This window comes from Mycobacterium sp. DL440, from assembly GCF_011745145.1.
Classification (GTDB): domain Bacteria; phylum Actinomycetota; class Actinomycetes; order Mycobacteriales; family Mycobacteriaceae; genus Mycobacterium.
Genome location: NZ_CP050191.1, coordinates 5,393,982 through 5,413,387 on the forward strand (window position 1 = coordinate 5,393,982; position 19,406 = coordinate 5,413,387).

The following is a 19,406-nucleotide window of genomic DNA, read 5'->3' on the forward strand; positions in this document are numbered from 1 at the left end:
ACTGGATGAAGTCGACGATCCTCTCGCGGCGCGACCTGGACTTTCTGCTCTACGAGTGGTTGGACGTCGAAAAGCTCACGGCATTGGACCGATTCACCGAACACTCCCGCGAGACTTTCGACGGGGTGCTGGATCTGTGCGAGCAACTCGCGACGCGCTACTTCGCGCCCCACAACAAACTCAGCGACGCCAACGAGCCGACGTTCGACGGGCAGACCGTCACGCTGATCCCCGACGTCAAAGAAGCGTGGGATGCCTTCGCGGCGGCCGATCTGATCGCGATGGGGATGGACGCGGAGGTCGGCGGCGCGCAACTGCCGGTCACCGTCGCGCAGGCCGCGTTCGCCTGGATCGCCGCGGCCAACGTGTCGACCTCGGGCTATGTGATGCTGACCATCGCCAACGCCAATCTGGTGGCTCACTTCGGTACTCCGGAGCAGATCGACACTTTCGTCAAACCGATGCTGGCCGGCCGGTTCTCGGGCACCATGGCGTTGTCGGAGACCCAGGCCGGATCGTCGCTGGCCGACATCACCACCCGCGCCGAGCAGCAGCCCGACGGCACGTACCGGCTGTTCGGTTCGAAGATGTGGATATCGGGGGCCGAGCATGAGCTCACCGAGAACATCGTGAACCTCGTCCTGGCCAAGATTCCCGGTGGTCCGGCCGGCACCAAGGGCATCTCGCTGTTCATCGTGCCCAAGTACCTGGCCGACGGCGCCCGCAACGGCGTGGCCATCTCCGGGCTCAATCACAAGATGGGGCAACGCGGTATTACCAACACCGTGCTCAACTTCGACGGCGCCGTCGGCTACCTCGTGGGTGAGCCGCACCGCGGCATCATCTACATGTTCCGCATGATGAACGAGGCCCGACTGGGTGTCGGGATGGGCGCCGTGGCGCTCGGCTATACCGGCTATCTCAAGTCACTGGAGTACGCGCGCGAGCGTCCGCAGGGCCGGCCGCTGGGCGTCAAGGACCCGTCGACCCCGCAGGTGCCGATCATCGAGCATGCCGACGTCAAGCGAATGTTGTTGGCGCAGAAGGCCTATGTCGAAGGGGGGCTTGCTCTGCTGCTGTACTGCGCCAACCTCATAGACAGGGATGCCACCGGTGACAGTGCTGTCCTCGACATTCTCACGCCGGTCGCCAAGAGTTGGCCGTCGCAGTGGTGCGTGGAGGCCAACAGCCTGGCGATCCAGGTCCACGGTGGCTACGGCTACACGCGTGAGTACGACGTCGAACAGCATTACCGGGACAACCGGCTGAATCCGATCCACGAGGGCACCCACGGCATTCAGAGCCTGGACCTGTTGGGCCGCAAGGTGACCCAGAACGGCGGGGCCGGCCTCGCCGCACTAGGGGAGCGGATCGCGGCGACGGTCACGGCGGCTTCGGGTGCGGCTCCTGAGTTGGCCGCCCAGCTGGACGCGACCTGGCAGCGCCTGGTTTCGGTCACCGGCGCGATGTTCGGCTCCGGTGACGTCGAGGCCGCGATGGCCAACAGTGCGGTGTACCTCGAGGCGTTCGGGCACATCGTCGTCGCCTGGATCTGGCTCGAGCAGTTCCTGGCCGCCTCGGGGCGCGACGGCGATTTCTATGACGGCAAGCGGCAGGCCGCCCGGTATTTCTTCCGCTACGAATTGCCCAAGACCGCACCGCAATTGGACCTGCTGGAGAGCCTGGACCGAACCACGCTCGAGATGCGCGACGACTGGTTCTGACAAGTTGGTTAGTTGAAGCTGATGATCTGCCGCACCGCCCGGCCTTCGGCCAACTCGTCCATGCCCGTGTTGATGTCCTCGAGCGCGATGGTCGACGACACCAGTTGCTCCACGGGCAGGCGGCCCGCGCGCCACAACTCGACGAACCGGGGGATATCGCGAGCCGGCACCGCCGAGCCCAGATAACTTCCGATCAACGATCGACCTTCGGCTACGAAACCTAACGGCGACACCGAGATTCGGGCATCCGGACGGGGCAGGCCGACGGTGATCGTGCGCCCGCCCGGCCCGGTGAGTGCGATCGCGGTCTCCAGCGCCGCGGGATGACCGGCCGCCTCGATCACCACCCGCGCTTTGAGGTCGGCAGCCTGTTCGGGCGTGTAGGTCTCGTGCACGCCGAGTGCGCGGGCCCGGTCCAACTTGTCCGATAAGTTGTCCACCCCGATCACCCGCACGTCGTTGTGTGCGAGCGCAGTGAGCGCCGCAGCCATGCCGACTCCGCCCAATCCGACCACGATCACGGTGTCGCCAGGCCGTGGCTTACCCACATTGAGCACGGCGCCCCCGCCGGTGAGCACCGCACACCCCAATAAGGACGCGACAACTGGGTCAACATCTGGGGGGACGGGCACCACCGAGCGGCGGTCCACGACGGCGTAGGTGGCGAAGCCGGATACCCCGAGGTGATGGAACACCGGTTGGCCGTCGCGGGTCAGCCGGATGTCGCCGTTCATCAAGGTGCCCGCGCCGTTGGCGGCCGACCCGGGGCCGCACGGTGTCAGGCCGTCGCTGGCGCATGCGGGGCAATCCCCGCAGCGCGGCAGGAACGTCATCACCACCCGTTGGCCCACCGGCAGATCGCTGTCACCGGCCTCGACGATCCCGGCGGCTTCGTGGCCCAACAGCATCGGGACCGGGCGTACCCGGTTGCCGTCCACGACCGACAGATCGGAGTGGCACAGCCCCGCGGCCTCGATGCGCACCAGCAGTTCGCCCGGGCCTGGTGCGGCGAGGTCGAGGTCGCTCACCTGGATCGGTTGCGATGTGGCGTACGGGCGGGAGAGGCCGATGTGCTCGAGGACGGCTCCGCGGATCTTCATACGCACCAGCCTGTCACCTGCTGTCAGACTTCAGCCATGACCGACGCAGCCGACCTCACCCGCGATGATTTTCCGCTGCACTGGCCGGTGCTGACCAGATGGACCGACAACGACATGTTCGGTCACCTCAACAACGCGGTGTACTACGAGCTGTTCGACACCGCGATCAACGGGTGGATCAACACCAACTGCGACGTCGACCCCGTGACCGCGCCGTGGCTGGGTGTGGTGGCCGAGTCCGGGTGCCGTTACTTCGCGGAGTTGAAGTTCCCCGACCCGTTGGTCGTCGGTCTTGCGGTGGCCCGGCTGGGGAACAGCAGTGTCACTTACCGGCTCGGGCTGTTCGAGCCGGACGGGCCGGTCGCGGCAGTCGGCCATTGGGTGCATGTATATGTGGACCGGACCTCGCGCAGTCCGGTACCGATTCCCGGCGTGATCCGCGACCTGCTGCAGTCGATATGCTCGCCGGATGCCACTCGTGAGCAAGACCGTCGAGGTTGAAGCCCCTGCCGAGAAGATCCTGGCGATCGTCGCCGATTTCGAGGCGTACCCGCAGTGGAACCCTGAGATCAAGGGCTGCTGGATCCTGGCCCGCTACGACGACGGCCGGCCCAGCCAGCTGCGGCTCGACGTCGAGATCCAGGGTCAGGCCGGCTCATTCATCAACGCGGTCTACTACCCGGCGGAAAATCAGATCTTCACCGTGCTGCAGCAGGGTGACCATTTCACCAAGCAGGAGCAGCGGTTCTCGGTCGTGCCGCTCGGGGAGAGCAGCACGCTGCTCCAGGTTGACCTCGAGGTCGAGGTCAAGCTGCCGATCCCGGCCATGATGGTCAAGAAGCTCATCGGCGACACCCTGGACCACCTGGCCAACGCCCTCGTCGCCAGGGTGCAGCAGCTGTCCGCCTAGGCCGCGCGGTCCGCGGCTGCCGCGCGCAGTTCCAGCACGCGATTGCGGACGCGGCACCCGGCGGCTCCAGCGTCAGCACATCAGTCCCACATTCCGATGTCGTTGAGCCGTGTGATGAGCCGTTGGGCGGCGTCGGTGAACTGGTTTGCGTTGAGCTCGACTGCGGCCGCTGCGTCTCGCCGGCGCAGCGCGTCGATCAGCAACCGGTGATTCTCCACGGCCTCGGTGCCCCATTTCGGATCCGTCGAATAGATCAGGGACGGCAGATACCGCGCGACGTGCAGGAGGAACCAGGCCAGCTTGATCCGGCCGCTGGTGTGGTTGAAGGCCCGGTGAAAGGCGAATTCGGCCGACGAGATCGCCCCGGGATCCTGGTCGTGGACGGCGGCGGCGAGTTCAGCGTTGAGCTGCTCCAGCTCGTCGACCTGCGCCGGGGTGATGCGGGTCGTGACGGTAGCGGCCAGCTCACGGGCGATGGTGGCCTGCAGCCAGAAGATGTCTTCGACGTCGGCGCGGGTCAGCGGCACCACGACGTGTCCGCGGTTCGGCTCCAGCTGGACCATGCCCTCGCCGCGCAGGGTGCGCAGTGCCTCCCGCACGGGGGTGATGCTGACCCCGAGTGCCGCCGCGGTCTCGTCGAGGCGGACGAATGTCCCGGGCCGCAGGACGCCGGTCATGATCTCGGCCCGCAGTTGGGCGGCGACCTCGTCGGAAAGTTGCTCGCGCCGTCCTCCGCGACGACGTTGCACGGCCGCTCTGGCAGGTGCATTCACGCGAATCCGGTCGCCTTTCTGGTGGGCTTGTCGCCGAGGCGCCGAGGCCATAGTGTGACCGGGGCAACCCCATGTTTGATCAAATATAAAATTCGTGCAACTCGATACCGATGGAGTACAGATCCGTTGACTGCCGAGCCGTTCCCCACCGAGCAGCCGTACCTGGCCCGTCGCCAGAACTGGGCCAACCAACTGACCCGGCATGCCCTGATGCAGCCCGACAAGACCGCGCTGCGGTTCCTGGGGCACACCACCACGTGGCGCGAGCTCGAACATCGGGTGAGCAAATTGGCCGGCGCCCTGAGCCGGCGCGGGGTCGGCTTCGGCGACCGCGTGCTGATCCTGATGCTGAACCGGCCCGAGTTCGTCGAGGCGATGCTGGCGGCCATCAAGCTTGGTGCCGTCGCGGTGCCGGTGAACTTCCGCATGACTCCGCCTGAGGTGGCTTTCCTGGTCAGCGATTGCGAGGCTCGCGTGATCGTCACCGAGCCCGTGCTCGCCGGAGTCGCCACGGCGGTACGCGATCTCGATGCCACGCTGTCGACGGTCATCGTGGCCGACGCACCCACCGAGGATGGCGTCCTGGGCTACGGGGACCTGATCGCCGAAGAAGGCGACCCCGCGCAACCGGTTGACATCCCCGGCGATGCCCCCGCGCTGATCATGTACACCTCGGGCACGACCGGCCGGCCCAAAGGCGCAGTGCTGACCCACAACAACCTCGCCGGGCAGGGCATGACCAACCTGTTCACCACCGGCGTCGACATCAACAACGATGTCGGCTTCATCGGCGTCCCGCTGTTCCACATCGCAGGTGTCGCCGGAAACGTGAACACTGGTCTGACGCTCGGCCTGCCGACGGTCATCTATCCGCTCGGCGCATTCGACCCGGGTGCGTTGCTCGACGTGCTGGCGGCCGAGAAGGTCACCGCGATCTTCCTGGTTCCTGCGCAGTGGCAGGCGGTTTGCGCTGAGCAGAAAGCCAACCCGCGGGACCTGTGTCTGCGGGCCCTGTCATGGGGCGCTGCGCCGGCTTCGGACACGTTGCTGCGCGCAATGGCCGAGACGTTCCCGGGCAGCCAGATCCTTGCTGCGTTCGGCCAGACCGAGATGTCGCCGGTCACCTGCATGTTGTTGGCGGACGATGCAATTCGCAAGCTCGGCTCGGTCGGTCAGGTGATCCCCACCGTTTCGGCCCGCATCGTGGACGAGAACATGAACGACGTCCCGGTCGGCGAGGTCGGCGAGATCGTCTACCGCGCCCCAACTTTGATGGCGGGCTACTGGAACAACCCCAAGGCGACCGCGGAGGCGTTCGCCGGTGGCTGGTTCCACTCCGGTGATCTGGTTCGTCAGGACGACGAAGGCTACATCTGGGTCGTCGACCGCAAGAAGGACATGATCATCTCCGGTGGCGAGAACATCTACTGCGCGGAGGTCGAGAACGTCCTCGCCGGGCATCCCGTCATCACTGAGGTCGCCGTGATCGGCCGGCATGACGAGAAGTGGGGCGAGGTTCCGGTTGCAGTGGTGGCCATCAGCAGAGGCGACGCACTGAACCTTGGGGATCTCGACGGCTTCCTCACCGAACGCCTGGCGCGCTACAAGCACCCGAAGGCGCTGGAAATCGTTGATGCCCTCCCCCGCAACCCCTCGGGCAAGGTGCTCAAGACCGAACTCAGGGAACGTTTCGGCTCACCGATCAGCGCCCACTAGGGTTGACGGTTGCGAAAGTAACTCAGTATCAACGGTTTCTGCAGGTCGCGACCAGAGTTTGCTGTCTTTGCATGCCCTTGTTAACGGTTGATGGCACAATCCTCCCGATGCAGTGCACGGCCCGGTTTTTATCGGGTACAGTCCGGTGGTCTCAATTACTACTCGCGAGTAGGGAGAGACGGATCACACAAGCTGACAGGCGACGAGGAGGGGGCGTGCGACACGTCCAGGGGGCGCACCGGTGACGGCGCCTGCCGACGGTCTCGTCGGCTACGTACGTGGTCAATTGGAGAAGCCGCTGGCTATGGTCGGTGGCTTCTTCAAGATGACTGTGCTCACTGGAAAGGCCTTTCTCACACGGCCTTTCCAGTGGAAAGAGTTCGTGTTGCAGAGCTGGTTCCTGATTCGGGTGGCCTTCCTGCCCACGCTCGCGGTGTCGATCCCGCTGACCGTGCTCATCATCTTCACGCTCAACATCCTGTTGGCGGAGTTCGGTGCGGCTGACGTCTCGGGCGCCGGGGCCGCACTGGGTGCGGTTACGCAGCTCGGTCCTCTGGTGACGGTGCTCGTGGTGGCCGGTGCCGGATCGACCGCGATTTGCGCAGACCTGGGTGCCCGCACCGTGCGTGAGGAGATCGACGCACTCGAGGTGCTGGGCATCGACCCCATCGAGCGGTTGGTCGTTCCCCGTGTGGTGGCGTCTACGTTCGTGGCCTTCATGCTCAACGGCGCCGTGATCACCATCGGCCTGATCGGTGGCTTCTTCTTCGGTGTCTATGTCCAGAACGTGTCCGCCGGTGCCTACGTGTCCACGCTGACCCTGCTCACCGGGTTCCCCGAGGTGATGATCTCGGTCATCAAAGCCACCCTGTTCGGCCTGATCGCCGGACTCGTCGGCTGCTACCGGGGCCTGACGGTGGCCGGTGGGTCCAAGGGCGTCGGCACCGCGGTGAACGAGACCCTGGTGCTGTGCGTGGTGGCATTGTTCGCAGTCAACGTCGTGCTCACCACCATCGGTGTGCGGTTCGGAACAGGGCATTGACATGAGTACCGCAACAGTCCTTCGCTCCCGGTTCCCGCGGGCTTTCTCGCGCACCTCCGACATCGCGGGCACGCCGGCCCGGTTCCTCGACAGCATGGGCCACGTCGCGTGGTTCGTCGTCCAGGCCATCGGCTCCATCCCGCATGCGTTCCGGCACTACCGCCGTGAGGCTCTGCGGTTGGTCGCCGAGATCGGTATGGGTACCGGCGCAATGGCCGTCATCGGCGGCACCGTGGCCATCATCGGCTTCGTCACGCTGTCGGCCGGCTCCCTCATCGCCATCCAGGGCTTCGCCTCCCTGGGCAATATCGGTGTCGAGGCGTTCACCGGCTTCTTCGCCGCCCTGGCAAACATCCGCGTCGTCGCCCCGGTCGTCACCGGTCAGGCGCTGGCTTCCACGGTCGGCGCCGGTGCGACCGCCGAACTCGGCGCCATGCGCATCAGCGAAGAGATCGATGCGCTGGAAGTCATGGGCATCAGGTCGATCTCGTATCTGGTGTCCACCCGCCTCATCGCCGGGTCGATCGTCATCATCCCGCTGTACGCCGGGGCCGTCCTGCTGTCCTTCCTGTCTGCGCAGTTCGTCACGACGATCTTCTACTCGCAGTCGGTCGGCACGTATGAGCACTACTTCCACACGTTCTTGCGCGTCGACGACGTAATGTGGTCCTTCCTCCAGGTCATTGTCATGTCCATCGTGGTCATGTTGAACCACTGCTACTTCGGTTATTACGCGAGTGGCGGTGCTGTCGGTGTGGGTGAGGCAGTGGGGAGGTCGATGCGAACCTCGTTGATCGCAATCGTGTTGGTGGTCCTGTTGGCATCGTTGGCGCTCTACGGCACCGACCCCAACTTCAACCTCACGGTGTAGCGGCATGACAACACCTCAAGCATCTCTGAACAAGCCCAAAATCCCGCCGTACAAGTTGGCCGGCTTGGTCCTCGCCCTCGTTGCCGTGGTGATCCTGGCGTTGACGTGGATGCAGTTCCGCGGGACGTTCGAGAAGAAGACGCAACTGACGGTTTTGTCCGGACGGGCCGGCCTGTCGATGGACCCGGGCTCGAAGGTCACCTTCAACGGGGTGCCCATCGGGCGGCTGGCATCGGTCGACGTCGTCACTGTCGACGACAACCCCGAGGCCAAGCTGACCCTGGACGTCAAGCCCCAGTACCTGAAGCTGATCCCGGAGAACGTGAGTGCGGAACTGCGGGCCACCACGGTGTTCGGCAACAAGTACATCTCGTTCCTGTCGCCGCCGAACCCGTCGAAGGAGCGGTTGTCGCCGTCCACGCCGATCCGCGCGCAGGGTGTGACGACGGAATTCAACACGCTGTTCGAGACCATCACCGCGATCTCCGAGCAGATCGACCCCATCAAGCTGAACCAGACACTGACCGCGACCGCGCAGGCGCTCGACGGTCTGGGTGACAAGTTCGGCCAGTCGATCGTCAACGGCAACGACATCCTGTCCGACCTCAACCCGCGCATGCCCCAGATCCGCCGGGACATCTCCGGTCTGGCCGATCTGGGCGAGGTTTATGCCAACGCCGGGCCAGACCTGTTCGACGGCCTGACCAACGCCGTCACCACTGCCCACACGCTCAACGAGCAGCGCGGCAACCTCGACCAGGCCCTGGTGGCCGCGGTCGGCTTCGGCAACACCGGCGGCGACATCTTCGAACGCGGCGGCCCCTACCTGGTCCGCGGCGCGCAGGACCTGCTGCCGACCTCGGCACTGCTCGACAAGTACAGCCCGGCACTGTTCTGCACGATCCGCAACTACCACGACGCCGGCCCGAAACTTGCGGGCGCACTTGGTGGTAACGGTTACTCGCTGCAGACCCAGTCGTTGGTGATCGGCGTGGGCAACCCGTACGTCTTTCCCGACAACCTGCCGCGGATCAACGCCAAGGGCGGCCCCGAGGGCCGACCCGGCTGCTGGCAGCCGATCACCAAGGACCTGTGGCCCATGCCGTACCTGGTGATGGATACCGGCGCATCGATCGCGCCATACAACCACCTCGAGATGGGACAACCTCTCGTGGCCGAGTACGTGTGGGGACGCCAAGTGGGGGAGAACACGATCAACCCATGAGCATCAAGGGCACGATTATCAAGCTCGGCATCTTCTCACTGGTGCTGCTCACCTTTACTGCGATCATCTTCGTGGTCTTCGGCCAGCTCCGGTTCAACCGGACCTCCGAGTACTCGGCGATCTTCAAGAACGTCAGCGGTTTGCGCACCGGGCAGTTCGTCCGGGCGTCCGGTGTCGAGGTCGGCAAGGTCTCGGGCGTCAAGCTGGTCAACGGTGGCCAGCAGGCCGAGGTCACGTTCAACGTCGAGAAGTCGCTGCCGTTGTTCGATCAGACGACGGCCGCGATCCGCTACCAGGACCTGATCGGTAACCGCTACCTGGAACTCAAGCGCGGCGAGAGCAATACGAAGATTGCGCCCGGTAGTACCATTCCGCTGGAACGCACCGAGCCGGCGCTGGACCTCGACGCACTCGTCGGCGGCTTCCGTCCGCTGTTCCAGTCGCTGAGCCCGGAGAAGGTCAACACCATCTCCCAGTCGATCATCACGATCTTCCAGGGCCAGGGCGGCACCATCAACGACATCCTCGACCAGACGGCGCAGCTCACCTCGAGCATCGCCGACCGGGATCAGGCCATCGGTGAGGTGATCAAGAACCTCAACATCGTCCTGGACACCACCGTTGCGCATCAGCAGCAGTTCAACGACACCCTGAAGAACTTCGAGACGTTGATCACCGGGCTGAAGAACCGTGCCGATCCGATCGGGTCCTCGGTGGCCAACATCAGCAATGCGGCTGGTTCGCTGGCGGATCTGCTGTCCGACAACCGCCCGCTGCTCAAGGACACCATCGGTCAACTCGAGGTCATCCAGCAGCCGCTGATCGACCAGAAGCAGCAATTGAACGACATCCTGGTGCAGTTCCCACAGGCGTTGAAGATCATCGGCCGTGCCGGTGGCATCTACGGTGACTTCTTCAACTTCTATGCCTGTGACCTTTCGTTGAAGCTCAACGGGTTGCAGCCGGGCGGCCCCGTCCGAACCGTCAGACTCAGTTCACAGCCGTCGGGTAGGTGCACGCCGAGATGAGGACACTGCAAGGTTCCGACCGCTTCCGCAAAGGCCTGATGGGCGTGGCGGTGGTGGCGCTGGTGATCGGCGTCGGCTCGACGTTGACGAGTGTGCCGATGCTGTTCGCGGTCCCCACGTATTACGGCCAGTTCTCCGATACCGGAGGCCTGAGCCTGGGTGACAAGGTGCGCATCGCAGGTATGGATGTCGGCACGGTCAAGAGCATGGACATCAACGGCGACAAGGTTGAGATCGGCTACACCCTGGGTGGCAAGACGATCGGTACCGAGAGCCGCGCGGCGATCCGTACCGACACGATCCTGGGTCGTAAGAACATCGAGATCCAGCCGCGCGGCAGCCAGACGCTGCCGCCGCGCGGCATGTTGCCGCTGGGACAGACGACCACGCCGTACCAGATCTACGACGCGTTCCTCGATGTCACGCGCAACGCGTCGGGCTGGGACACCAACTCGGTCAAGGAATCGCTGAATGTCCTGTCGGAGACGGTCGATCAGACCTCGCCGCACCTGAGCGCCGCGCTGGACGGGGTGGCCAAGTTCTCCGAGACCATCGGCAAGCGCGATGAGGACGTCAAGAAGCTGCTGGCCAACGCCAACAAGGTGGCCACGATCCTCGGAGACCGCAGCACGCAGGTCAACCAGCTGCTGGTGAACGCCCAGACCCTGTTGGCCGCGGTCAACGAGCGGGGCCAGGCCGTGAGCATGCTGCTGGAGCGGGTGTCGTCGGTGTCGCATCAGGTCGAAGGCCTGATCAACGACAACCCGAACCTCAACCATGTGCTGGAGCAGCTGCGCACGGTCAGCGACCTGCTGGTCGAGCGCAAGCAGGACCTGGCGGACACGTTGACCGTCGCGGGCAAGTTCATCACCTCACTGGCAGAGGCGCTGGCCTCCGGCCCGTACTTCAAGGTGATGCTGGTCAACCTGATCCCGCCGCAGATCCTGCAGCCGTTCGTCGACTCCGCGTTCAAGAAGCGCGGCATCGACCCCGAGGAGTTCTGGCGCAACGCCGGCCTGCCGTCGGCCCGCTTCCCCGATCCCAACGGCCAGCGCCACGAGAACGGCGCCCCGCCGGCGGCTCCGACACCGCTGGAAGGCACCCCGGAGCATCCGGGACCTGCCGTCCCGCCCGGATCGCCGTGCTCGTACACGCCGACCGCGGCCGGAATCCCGTCCCCGGGCAACCCGATGCCGTGCGCCGGGGCCACCGTCGGGCCGTACGGGGACAACCCGTACGGGCCGAATTACGGTCCACCGGACCTGGCGACCTCCGCGCCGAATCCTGACGGCATCGCGCATTCACCGGGTGTGCCCAGTGGGGCCATTCCCGGCCAGATGCCGCCGGATCAGCCCGGTGCCCCGGTCGAGCTGGCGCCCGGCCCGCCCGGAGCCCGTACCGTTCCCATCGCCCCGTTGCCGGTGGCGCCAGGGCCCATCCCGGGTTACGCACCACACCCGCCGCCATTGAACGCACCCCCGGCACCGCCGGGGCCGGGTCCCGATGCAGGGCCGGTGGGTACACCGCCGCTGCCGGGTAACCCGCCGTTCCTTCCGCCCGGGTCGCAGGGATAGGCCGCAACTATGTCAACTGTTTTCAACGTGCGAAACCTCAAGTTGCCCAAGGCTTCACGGGCATCGATCATCGTCGGCGTGCTGGCGGTGGTGGCGGCCCTGGTGCTGGGCTACTTCGGTCTGAACCTGTACAAGAAGATGACCAACACCACGGTCACCGCGTACTTCCCCGAGGTCCTTGCGCTGTACCCCGGCGACAAGGTCCTCATCATGGGCGTCAAGGTCGGCGCGATCGACAGCATCGAGACCGACGGCGACAAGATGAAGGTCGTCTTCCACGTCAGCAACAAGTACAAGATGCCCGAGAACGCCACGGCGTCCGTACTGAACCCGAGCCTGGTGGCCTCGCGCGTCATCCAGCTGTCCCCGCCCTACACCGGCGGGCCGCAGATGAAGAACAACGCAGTCATCCCGATCGAGAACACCCAGATCCCGGTCGAATACGACGAGTTGCGCAACCAGATCACCCGTCTGCTCGACGAACTGGGCCCGACCGCCGAACAGCCCAAGGGCCCGTTCGGCGACATCATCGAGTCCTTCGCCGACGGGTTCCAGGGCAAGGGTGAACAGCTCAACCGCACCCTCAACGGGTTGTCGGAGGCATTGACCACGCTGAACCAGGGCCGCGGCGACTTCTTCCAGGTCGTCAAGAGCCTGGCGTTGTTCGTCAATGCCCTGCACAAGAGCGATCAGCAGTTCGTGGCGCTCAACAACGATCTGGCGCAGTTCACCAACTCGTTCACCAACACCGATCAGGAGTTGGCAACGGCCCTGCAGGATCTCAACCGGGTGCTCAAGACCACCCGTGAGTTCCTCGACAAGAACGGCGGGGTGCTCGCCCACGACGTGAACAACTTGTCGGAGGCGACGACGGCGATCCTGCAGCCCGAGCCGCGCAACGGTCTGGAGACGGGCCTGCACGCCTACCCGAACCTGGCAGCCAACGTGCTCAACATCGTCTCGCCCAACCAGGGTGGCATCGTGGGTCTGCCGGTTCTGCCGGGCCTGACCAACTTCTCCAACCCGTTGCAGTTCATCTGCAGTTCGATCCAGGCGGGTAGCCGGTTGGGGTACCAGGATTCGGCCGAGTTGTGCGCGCAGTACCTGGCGCCGATCCTCGACGCGATCAAGTTCAACTTCTTGCCGTTCGGCCAGAACCTGGCCAACACCGCGATGACGCTGCCCAAGCAGATCTCCTATTCGGATCCGCGCCTGCAGCCGCCAGGAGGCTACAAGGACACCACCGTCCCGGGCATCTGGTCGCGCGACACCTTGTTCTCGCACGGCAACCACGAGCCGGGCTGGACCGTGGCCCCGGGCATGCAGGGTGTGCAGGTGCAGCCGGCCACTCAGCAGATGCTGACCCCGGAGTCGTTGTCCGAGTTGATGGGTGGCCCGGACATCGTGGCGCCGCCGGCGCCGCCGGCGTTCGGGGCTCCTCCGGGAGGCAACCTGCCGGGACCGCCGAACTCGTACAACGAGACCAATCCGTTGCCGCCGCCGTGGTATCCGCAGCCCGGACCGCCGCCGGCGCCCGCGCCGGGTGTGATCCCGGGTGACCCGATGTCGGGTCCCGCACCGGCCGCAGCTCCCGCACCTGGCCCGGCTCCCGCCGGACCTGCGTTGCCTGCCGAGGCCGGAGGGCAGCCGTGATGATGAGCCGTTTGCGCGAAGAGCAGAGAGGCCGGATGAACGCACGCACATGGGGTCGCGTCGGTAGACGCGTCGCGGTGTTGTCGGCTTCCGCGCTGATCCTCACCTCGTGTGGGCAGTGGCGCGGCGTCGCCAACGTGCCGCTGCCGGGTGGGCCGGGCACCGAGTCCGGTCACACCACGCTGTACGTGCAGATGCCGGAGACGTTGGCGCTCAATGCCAACAGCCGGGTGCGGGTGCGCGACGTCTTCGTCGGCCGGGTCCGCAAGATCGAGCTGATCAACTGGACTCCGACGTTGACCGTCGACCTGGAGCCGGGCATCGTGCTGCCCAAGAACACCGAAGCCAAGATCGGCCAGACCAGCTTGCTGGGTTCGCAGCACATCGAGCTGAACCCCCCGGCGAAGCCGTCCGAGGAGAAGTTGCGCAACGGGGACACCATTCCGCTGGCGCAGTCGTCGGCGTACCCGACCATCGAGCGGACACTGGCCGGAATCTCCGGAATCCTGACCGGCGGTGGCATCCCGAACATCGAGACCATCCAGACCGAGGTGTTCAACATCCTCAACGGTCGCGCCGATCAGATCCGCGACTTTTTGGGCCGGCTCGATACGTTCACCGACGAGCTCAACCAGCAGCGCAACGACATCACCCGGGCAATCGATTCGACCAACCGGCTGTTGAACATCGTTGCGGCGCGCAATGACACGTTGGATCGGGTGCTGACCGAGTTCCCGCCGCTGATCCAGCACTTCGCCGACACGCGCGAGTTGTTCGCCGATGCGGTGACCTCGCTGGGCCGGTTGTCGAAGGCTGCTGACGACACGTTGTCGAACAGCAACGCCAACCTGCACACGAACCTGCAGAACCTGCAGCGGCCGCTCAAGCAGTTGGCGCGCTCGGCTCCGTATCTGGTTGAGGCGCTCAAGCTGATCCTCACGGTGCCGTTCAACATCGAGAACATCCCGAAGGCGGTGCGCGGCGACTACATCAACGTGTCGCTGACGATCGACTTGACGTTGAGCTCGGTGGACAACGCGTTCCTGTCCGGTACCGGTGTCTCGGGCATGCTCCGCGCGCTGGAGCAGGCGTGGGGCCGAGATCCGGCGACGATGATCCCGGACGTGCGGTTCACGCCGAACCCGCACGATGCACCTGGTGGCCCGCTTGTGGAAAGGGGGGAGTGAGATATGGTGCTGACCCGCTTCATCAAGATGCAGCTTGTTCTGTTCACGGTGCTGACGGCGATCGCCCTGGTTGTGCTGGCGCTGATTTATCTGCGGCTGCCGACCTGGGCCGGTGTCGGGATGTACCAGTTGAACGCCAACCTCCCGAATTCGGGCGGTTTGTACGCCACGGCCAACGTGACCTATCGCGGAACGACGATCGGCAAGGTCACCTCGGTGGAGCCCACCGAGCAGGGCGCCCACGTCAAGATGAACATTTACAACCAGTTCCGGGTGCCGATCGACGCCAGCGCCAACGTGCACTCGGTGTCGGCGGTGGGTGAGCAGTTCATCGACCTGGTCTCCAAGGGCGGTGCGAAGGAGTACTTCCGCGACGGTGACACGATCGAGATCGGCACCGTGCCCGCCGAGGTGGGCCCGTCGCTGGACGCCGCGCAGAGGGGCCTGGCAGCGCTGCCGAAGGAGAAGATCGCGGTCCTGCTCGACGAGACAGCGCAGGCCGTCGGTGGGCTCGGGCCGTCACTGCAGCATCTCGTCGATTCCACCCAGGCGATCGCCGGTGACTTCAAGGACAACATCGGGTCGATCAACGACATCGTCGAGAACTCCGGGCCGATCATCGACAGTCAGGTGAATTCGGGCGACGCGATCTCGCGGTGGGCCAAGAACCTGAACACGCTGGCCGCGCAGAGCGCCCAGAACGACGCCGCATTGCGCAGTGGCATCCAGCAGGCGGCGCCGACAGCCGATCAGCTGAACTCGGTGTTCGGTGACGTGCAGGAGTCGTTGCCGCAGACGCTGGCGAACCTGGAAATCGTCATCGACATGCTCAAGCGGTACAACAAGAACGTCGAGCAGGTGTTGGTGGCGCTGCCCCAGGGTGGTGCCGTCGCCCAGACCGCGACGATCTTCGCGCCCAAGGGCCTGCTGCACTTCGGCCTCGGCATCAACATGCCACCGCCGTGCCTGACCGGGTTCCTGCCCGCGTCACAGTGGCGGTCACCCGCGGACACGTCGACGGCACCGCTGCCGTCGGGCCTGTACTGCAAGATCCCCAAGGATGCGCCTAATGCGGTGCGCGGCGCGCGTAACTACCCGTGTGCCGATGTGCCCGGCAAGCGGGCCGCCTCGCCGGCGGAGTGCCACAGCGATGAGCCCTACCAGCCGCTGGGCACCAACCCGTGGTACGGCGACCCGAATCAGATCCGCAACTGCCCGGCCCCGGCCGCGCGCTGCGATCAGCCCGTCGATCCGGGCCGGGTCATCCCCGCGCCTTCGGTGAATAATGGGTTGAACCCGTTGCCGGCAAGTCAGCTTCCACCCCCGGAATCAACGGCGCCGCGCAGCGATCCGCTGACCGCGCCGCGGGGTGGCAATGTGAGTTGTAGTGGACAGCAGCCGAACCCCTGCATCTACACTCCGGCAGCAGGTTCGACCGCTACCTATAGCCCATCCAGCGGCGAGGTGGTCGGTCCCGGCGGTGTGAAGTACTCCGTCACCAACTCGAATAAACCAGGAGATGACGGATGGAAGGAGATGCTGGCGCCAGCCAGCTGAACCTCGCCGACCAGCAGGATCCCCATACCCCCGAACCGCAAGCGGAGGCCGTCACCGAGATCTCTGAGCCGATCTCAGCCGCGGACGCCGAGGAGGCTTCTCAGGAATCCGAGTCACGGCCGTCACGGCTAGGGCGTGGCTGGATGGCGGCGATCCTTGCCGGCCTGCTGGTCCTTGCGGCGGCCGTCGGTGTCGGCGGTTATCTGGCGTTGCGTGCGCATCAGGACAGCGAACGCATCGCCAGCGACGAGGCCGAGGCCTTGGCCGCGGCCAAGGACTGCGTGACCGCCACCCAGGCGCCCGACACCCAGGCGATGATCGCGGCCCAGACCAAGATCATCGAGTGTTCGACCGGTGACTTCGGGGCGCAGGCGGGCCTCTACAGCGGCATGCTGCTGGACGCGTACCAGGCCGCCAATGTGCAGGTGAAGGTCTCGGACCTGCGGGCTGCGGTGGAGAAGCACAACGACGACGGATCGATGGACCTGCTGGTCGCGGTGCGCGTCTTGGTCACCAACAGCGAGAAGTCCGACGAAGAGCAGGGCTATCGGCTGCGGGTGAAGATGGCCCGCGCCGAGGACGGCAACTACAAGGTCGCACGGCTCGACCAGGTCACGTCGTCGTGACCGCTGTGCTGGACAACGCCGGTCCGGTGGCCATCGAGGTCACCGGGACGGACCAGGCGCGGTTGGCGTCGTGGCCGGCTCGGGCCGGGGCGTTGGCCATCGACGTGCTGGCGCCTGCCGGGCTGATCGTCACGCTGATGCTGGTCATCCAGGGAACGGCGTTGGGCGAGTGGTTGTGGTGGGCGGTGTACGCGGGGGCATTGGTCCTGCTGGTCGCCGTTGCCGCGGTGAATCGTGTTCTGCTTCCGGCGCTCACGGGCTGGAGTCCGGGTCGGTCGGTGTTCGGCATCCGGGTGGTGTCCCCGGCCGGTGACGCCGGTCTGGGGCGGCTGCTGCTGCGTGATCTCGTGCATCTGCTGGACACCGCGGCGCTGTTCGTGGGCTGGCTGTGGCCGCTGTGGGATTCGCGCAACCGGACGTTCGCCGATCTGCTGACCGGCACCGAGGTGCGCCGCGTCGTACGGCCTGAACGCAACGTCCGGCGTGGTGTCGGTGCGATGCTGCTGGCACTCGCGCTGCTCAGCGGTATCGCGTGCGGTGTGGGCTACCTTGCCGTGTACCGCCAGGATCGGGCGGTGGATCAGGCCCGCGCACAGATCGCCGAACAGGGCCCGCGCATCGTCGAGGAGCTGCTCAGCTATGGGGTGGATTCCGTCGATGCGGATTTCACCAAGGCGCAGGCACTGGCCACCGAAAACTATCGGCAGCAGTTGGTCACCCAGCAGGACGCGGTGCGTAAGGCCGGGCCGACCACCAACGACTACTGGGCTGTGAGCAGCGCGGTGCTGCCGGGCGTGACCACGGATGCGGCGACCATGCTGGTGGCGCTGCAGGGTCAACGCGGCACCAATGCGCAGGAGCTGAAGTTCATCACCGCGACGGTGCGGGTGGAGTTCAAGAAGTCGGATGATCACTGGCTCGTCGACAACCTCACGGTGCTCAAGCGGCCGGTGTTGAACGGGGGCGGACAGTGAGCCCGCGTCGCCGGATCGAACCGAATCAGCCTGACTACTTCGCGGTCGAGCCGAAGGAGCCCAAGGAACCCATCCGTTGGGGTCTGCCGATCGTCGGAATGCTCTCCGCTCTGCTCATCGCAGCCGCCATTGTGGGCAGCACCCTGATCTTGGTGCGTCACGAATCCGATCGCCGGGCCGAGATCAAGAGTGCCGGCGCGCTCGACTACGTACGCGAGTTCATGACGGTGTACACGACGCTGGATCCGTTCCACGCCAACGACTATGCGGATCGCATCAAGGAGCAGGCGACCGGTGATTTCCGAAAGATGTTCCAGGAGAAGCAGAACGAGATCGTCGTTCAGGTAGCGCGCGCCGAGCCGACGGAGGGCGCCGTGCTCGACGCCGGCATTCAGCGATGGAACGACAACGGCAGCGCCGACGTGCTGGTCGCCACGAAGATCAGCACACGAACCGCGGACGGCAAGTCCGTGATCGAAAGCGGTAGCCGCTGGATTGCGACGACGATTTGGGAAGGACAGCAGTGGAAGATCAGCCAGCTGATTCAGGTGATCTGACCACCGGCGAGCCTGACAAGCCGCGCCGCAGACTGCGTTTCGGGCGGCGTCGCCGTCCCGAAGCGGTGGTGGAGGAATCGGTCCCGGAGTCTGTCTCTGAATCCGACGACGACGCGGATGACGCCCGGGATACGGAGTCCGCTCCGCAGCGTCGGACCCCGACGGGCAAGTCGCGCCGCAAGGCCGTGGCCGCGTCCGAAGGTGACGTCGAAACTGAGTCGGAAGCCGAACCCGACGCGGCTGTCGTAGCCGAGGCCGAGGAGCCGGACAGCGAAGCAGCCGTCGAGACGACGGACGCTGACGCGACCGATACGGAGGAGGCCGACGCTGAACCGGCCGCGGACGAGGTCCTGGTTCCGCACCGCGAGGCCGGCAGGCGCCTGACGTACGTCGTCGCGGGTGCTGCGGTGGTGTTCGTGGCGGCCGGGGCTTTCGGCGGTGCCATGCTCCAGTCGTACCTGGCCGACCGGGCATTGGTGGCGACCAAGCTCCGAGTGGCGCAGACCTCGGCCGACGCCATCACCACGTTGTGGACCTACAACCCGGACAACATCGACAGCCTGCCCGACCGGGCCGAAAAGTATCTGTCGAGCGACTTCGCCAACCAGTACCGTCAGCTGATCGATTCGATCGTGCCCACCAACAAGCAGGCCAAGGTCACCAACAACACCGAGGTGATGGGAACGGCGGTGGAGACCATCGGCGGCGATGAGGCCACCGCGATCGTCTACACCAACACGGTGTCGACGAGTCCGGTCACCAAGAACGTTCCGTCGCTGCGGTATTCGTCCTATCGGCTGACCTTGCAGCGCACCGGTGGGGATTGGCTCATCACCCAGATGCCCGCATTGACCCAATTGGACCTGTCTCCGCAGCTGTAGCGGCGAGG

Annotated in this window: 18 protein-coding genes; 16 read left to right on the forward strand and 2 right to left on the reverse strand. The window is 65.4% G+C overall.

The features are described from left to right. Window positions 1–5 precede the first annotated feature (5 nt). Entirely contained in the window at window positions 6–1,724 is a 1,719-nt protein-coding gene (locus HBE63_RS26330; protein WP_166907603.1) for an acyl-CoA dehydrogenase, read from the forward strand. Window positions 1,725–1,732: 8 nt separating this feature from the next. Here the strand turns inward: HBE63_RS26330 and HBE63_RS26335 are convergent, their stop codons facing one another. Further along, window positions 1,733–2,824 carry an alcohol dehydrogenase catalytic domain-containing protein gene (locus tag HBE63_RS26335; RefSeq protein WP_166907605.1) on the reverse strand — a complete coding sequence of 364 codons (1,092 nt, stop codon included), beginning with the start codon at window positions 2,822–2,824 and terminating at the stop codon, window positions 1,733–1,735. A 36-nt stretch (window positions 2,825–2,860) separates the two neighbouring features. On the opposite strand from HBE63_RS26335, the gene HBE63_RS26340 reads away from it, so the two are divergent. Continuing rightward, entirely contained in the window at window positions 2,861–3,325 is a 465-nt protein-coding gene (locus HBE63_RS26340; RefSeq protein ID WP_166907607.1) for a thioesterase family protein, read from the forward strand. Continuing rightward, window positions 3,294–3,734 carry an SRPBCC family protein gene (locus HBE63_RS26345; RefSeq protein ID WP_166907608.1) on the forward strand — a complete coding sequence of 147 codons (441 nt, stop codon included), beginning with the start codon at window positions 3,294–3,296 and terminating at the stop codon, window positions 3,732–3,734. The genes HBE63_RS26340 and HBE63_RS26345 overlap by 32 nt, the downstream gene beginning before the upstream one ends. 80 nt (window positions 3,735–3,814) lie before the next feature. On the opposite strand, the gene HBE63_RS26350 is transcribed toward HBE63_RS26345, so the two are convergent. Then, on the reverse strand, window positions 3,815–4,507 hold the full coding sequence (locus HBE63_RS26350) for a GntR family transcriptional regulator (RefSeq protein WP_166907610.1): 693 nt from the start codon (window positions 4,505–4,507) through the stop codon (window positions 3,815–3,817). Between the two features lie 126 nt (window positions 4,508–4,633). Between HBE63_RS26350 and fadD5 the strand changes: the two genes are divergently transcribed. The 13 genes from fadD5 (at window position 4,634) to HBE63_RS26415 (ending at window position 19,398) form a co-directional block, all read left to right on the forward strand. Next, entirely contained in the window at window positions 4,634–6,223 is a 1,590-nt protein-coding gene (gene fadD5, locus HBE63_RS26355; protein WP_166907612.1) for a fatty-acid--CoA ligase FadD5, read from the forward strand. Between the two features lie 304 nt (window positions 6,224–6,527). Continuing rightward, window positions 6,528–7,265: an ABC transporter permease gene (locus HBE63_RS26360; RefSeq protein WP_165610635.1), complete on the forward strand. Its 738-nt coding sequence runs from the start codon at window positions 6,528–6,530 to the stop codon at window positions 7,263–7,265. Window position 7,266: 1 nt separating this feature from the next. Next, window positions 7,267–8,136 carry an ABC transporter permease gene (locus HBE63_RS26365; protein WP_166907614.1) on the forward strand — a complete coding sequence of 290 codons (870 nt, stop codon included), beginning with the start codon at window positions 7,267–7,269 and terminating at the stop codon, window positions 8,134–8,136. 4 nt (window positions 8,137–8,140) lie between these two features. Next, window positions 8,141–9,361, forward strand: a complete 1,221-nt coding sequence (locus HBE63_RS26370) for an MCE family protein (RefSeq protein ID WP_166907616.1) — start codon at window positions 8,141–8,143, stop codon at window positions 9,359–9,361. Then, the gene (locus tag HBE63_RS26375; RefSeq protein ID WP_166907618.1) at window positions 9,358–10,389 is read left to right on the forward strand and encodes a virulence factor Mce family protein; all 1,032 of its coding nucleotides are present in this window, start codon (window positions 9,358–9,360) and stop codon (window positions 10,387–10,389) included. The genes HBE63_RS26370 and HBE63_RS26375 overlap by 4 nt, the downstream gene beginning before the upstream one ends. Next, on the forward strand, window positions 10,386–11,963 hold the full coding sequence (locus tag HBE63_RS26380) for a virulence factor Mce family protein (RefSeq protein ID WP_166907620.1): 1,578 nt from the start codon (window positions 10,386–10,388) through the stop codon (window positions 11,961–11,963). Before HBE63_RS26375 ends, HBE63_RS26380 begins: the two co-directional genes overlap by 4 nt. Window positions 11,964–11,972: 9 nt before the next feature. Beyond that, window positions 11,973–13,616: a virulence factor Mce family protein gene (locus tag HBE63_RS26385; RefSeq protein ID WP_166907622.1), complete on the forward strand. Its 1,644-nt coding sequence runs from the start codon at window positions 11,973–11,975 to the stop codon at window positions 13,614–13,616. A gap of 35 nt (window positions 13,617–13,651) precedes the next feature. After that, window positions 13,652–14,803 carry a virulence factor Mce family protein gene (locus HBE63_RS26390; protein WP_166907624.1) on the forward strand — a complete coding sequence of 384 codons (1,152 nt, stop codon included), beginning with the start codon at window positions 13,652–13,654 and terminating at the stop codon, window positions 14,801–14,803. Window positions 14,804–14,809: 6 nt separating this feature from the next. After that, window positions 14,810–16,360 (forward strand): MCE family protein, encoded by a 1,551-nt coding sequence (locus HBE63_RS26395; RefSeq protein ID WP_166910225.1) that lies wholly within the window; start codon window positions 14,810–14,812, stop codon window positions 16,358–16,360. Then, window positions 16,330–16,986, forward strand: a complete 657-nt coding sequence (locus tag HBE63_RS26400) for a hypothetical protein (protein ID WP_166907626.1) — start codon at window positions 16,330–16,332, stop codon at window positions 16,984–16,986. Before HBE63_RS26395 ends, HBE63_RS26400 begins: the two co-directional genes overlap by 31 nt. Continuing rightward, complete coding sequence (locus HBE63_RS26405) at window positions 16,983–17,960, forward strand: RDD family protein (protein ID WP_166907628.1); 978 nt, start codon at window positions 16,983–16,985, stop codon at window positions 17,958–17,960. The genes HBE63_RS26400 and HBE63_RS26405 overlap by 4 nt, the downstream gene beginning before the upstream one ends. After that, entirely contained in the window at window positions 17,957–18,517 is a 561-nt protein-coding gene (locus HBE63_RS26410; RefSeq protein ID WP_166907630.1) for a mammalian cell entry protein, read from the forward strand. Before HBE63_RS26405 ends, HBE63_RS26410 begins: the two co-directional genes overlap by 4 nt. Next, the gene (locus HBE63_RS26415) at window positions 18,484–19,398 is read left to right on the forward strand and encodes a mammalian cell entry protein (RefSeq protein ID WP_166907632.1); all 915 of its coding nucleotides are present in this window, start codon (window positions 18,484–18,486) and stop codon (window positions 19,396–19,398) included. The genes HBE63_RS26410 and HBE63_RS26415 overlap by 34 nt, the downstream gene beginning before the upstream one ends. Window positions 19,399–19,406 lie beyond the last annotated feature (8 nt).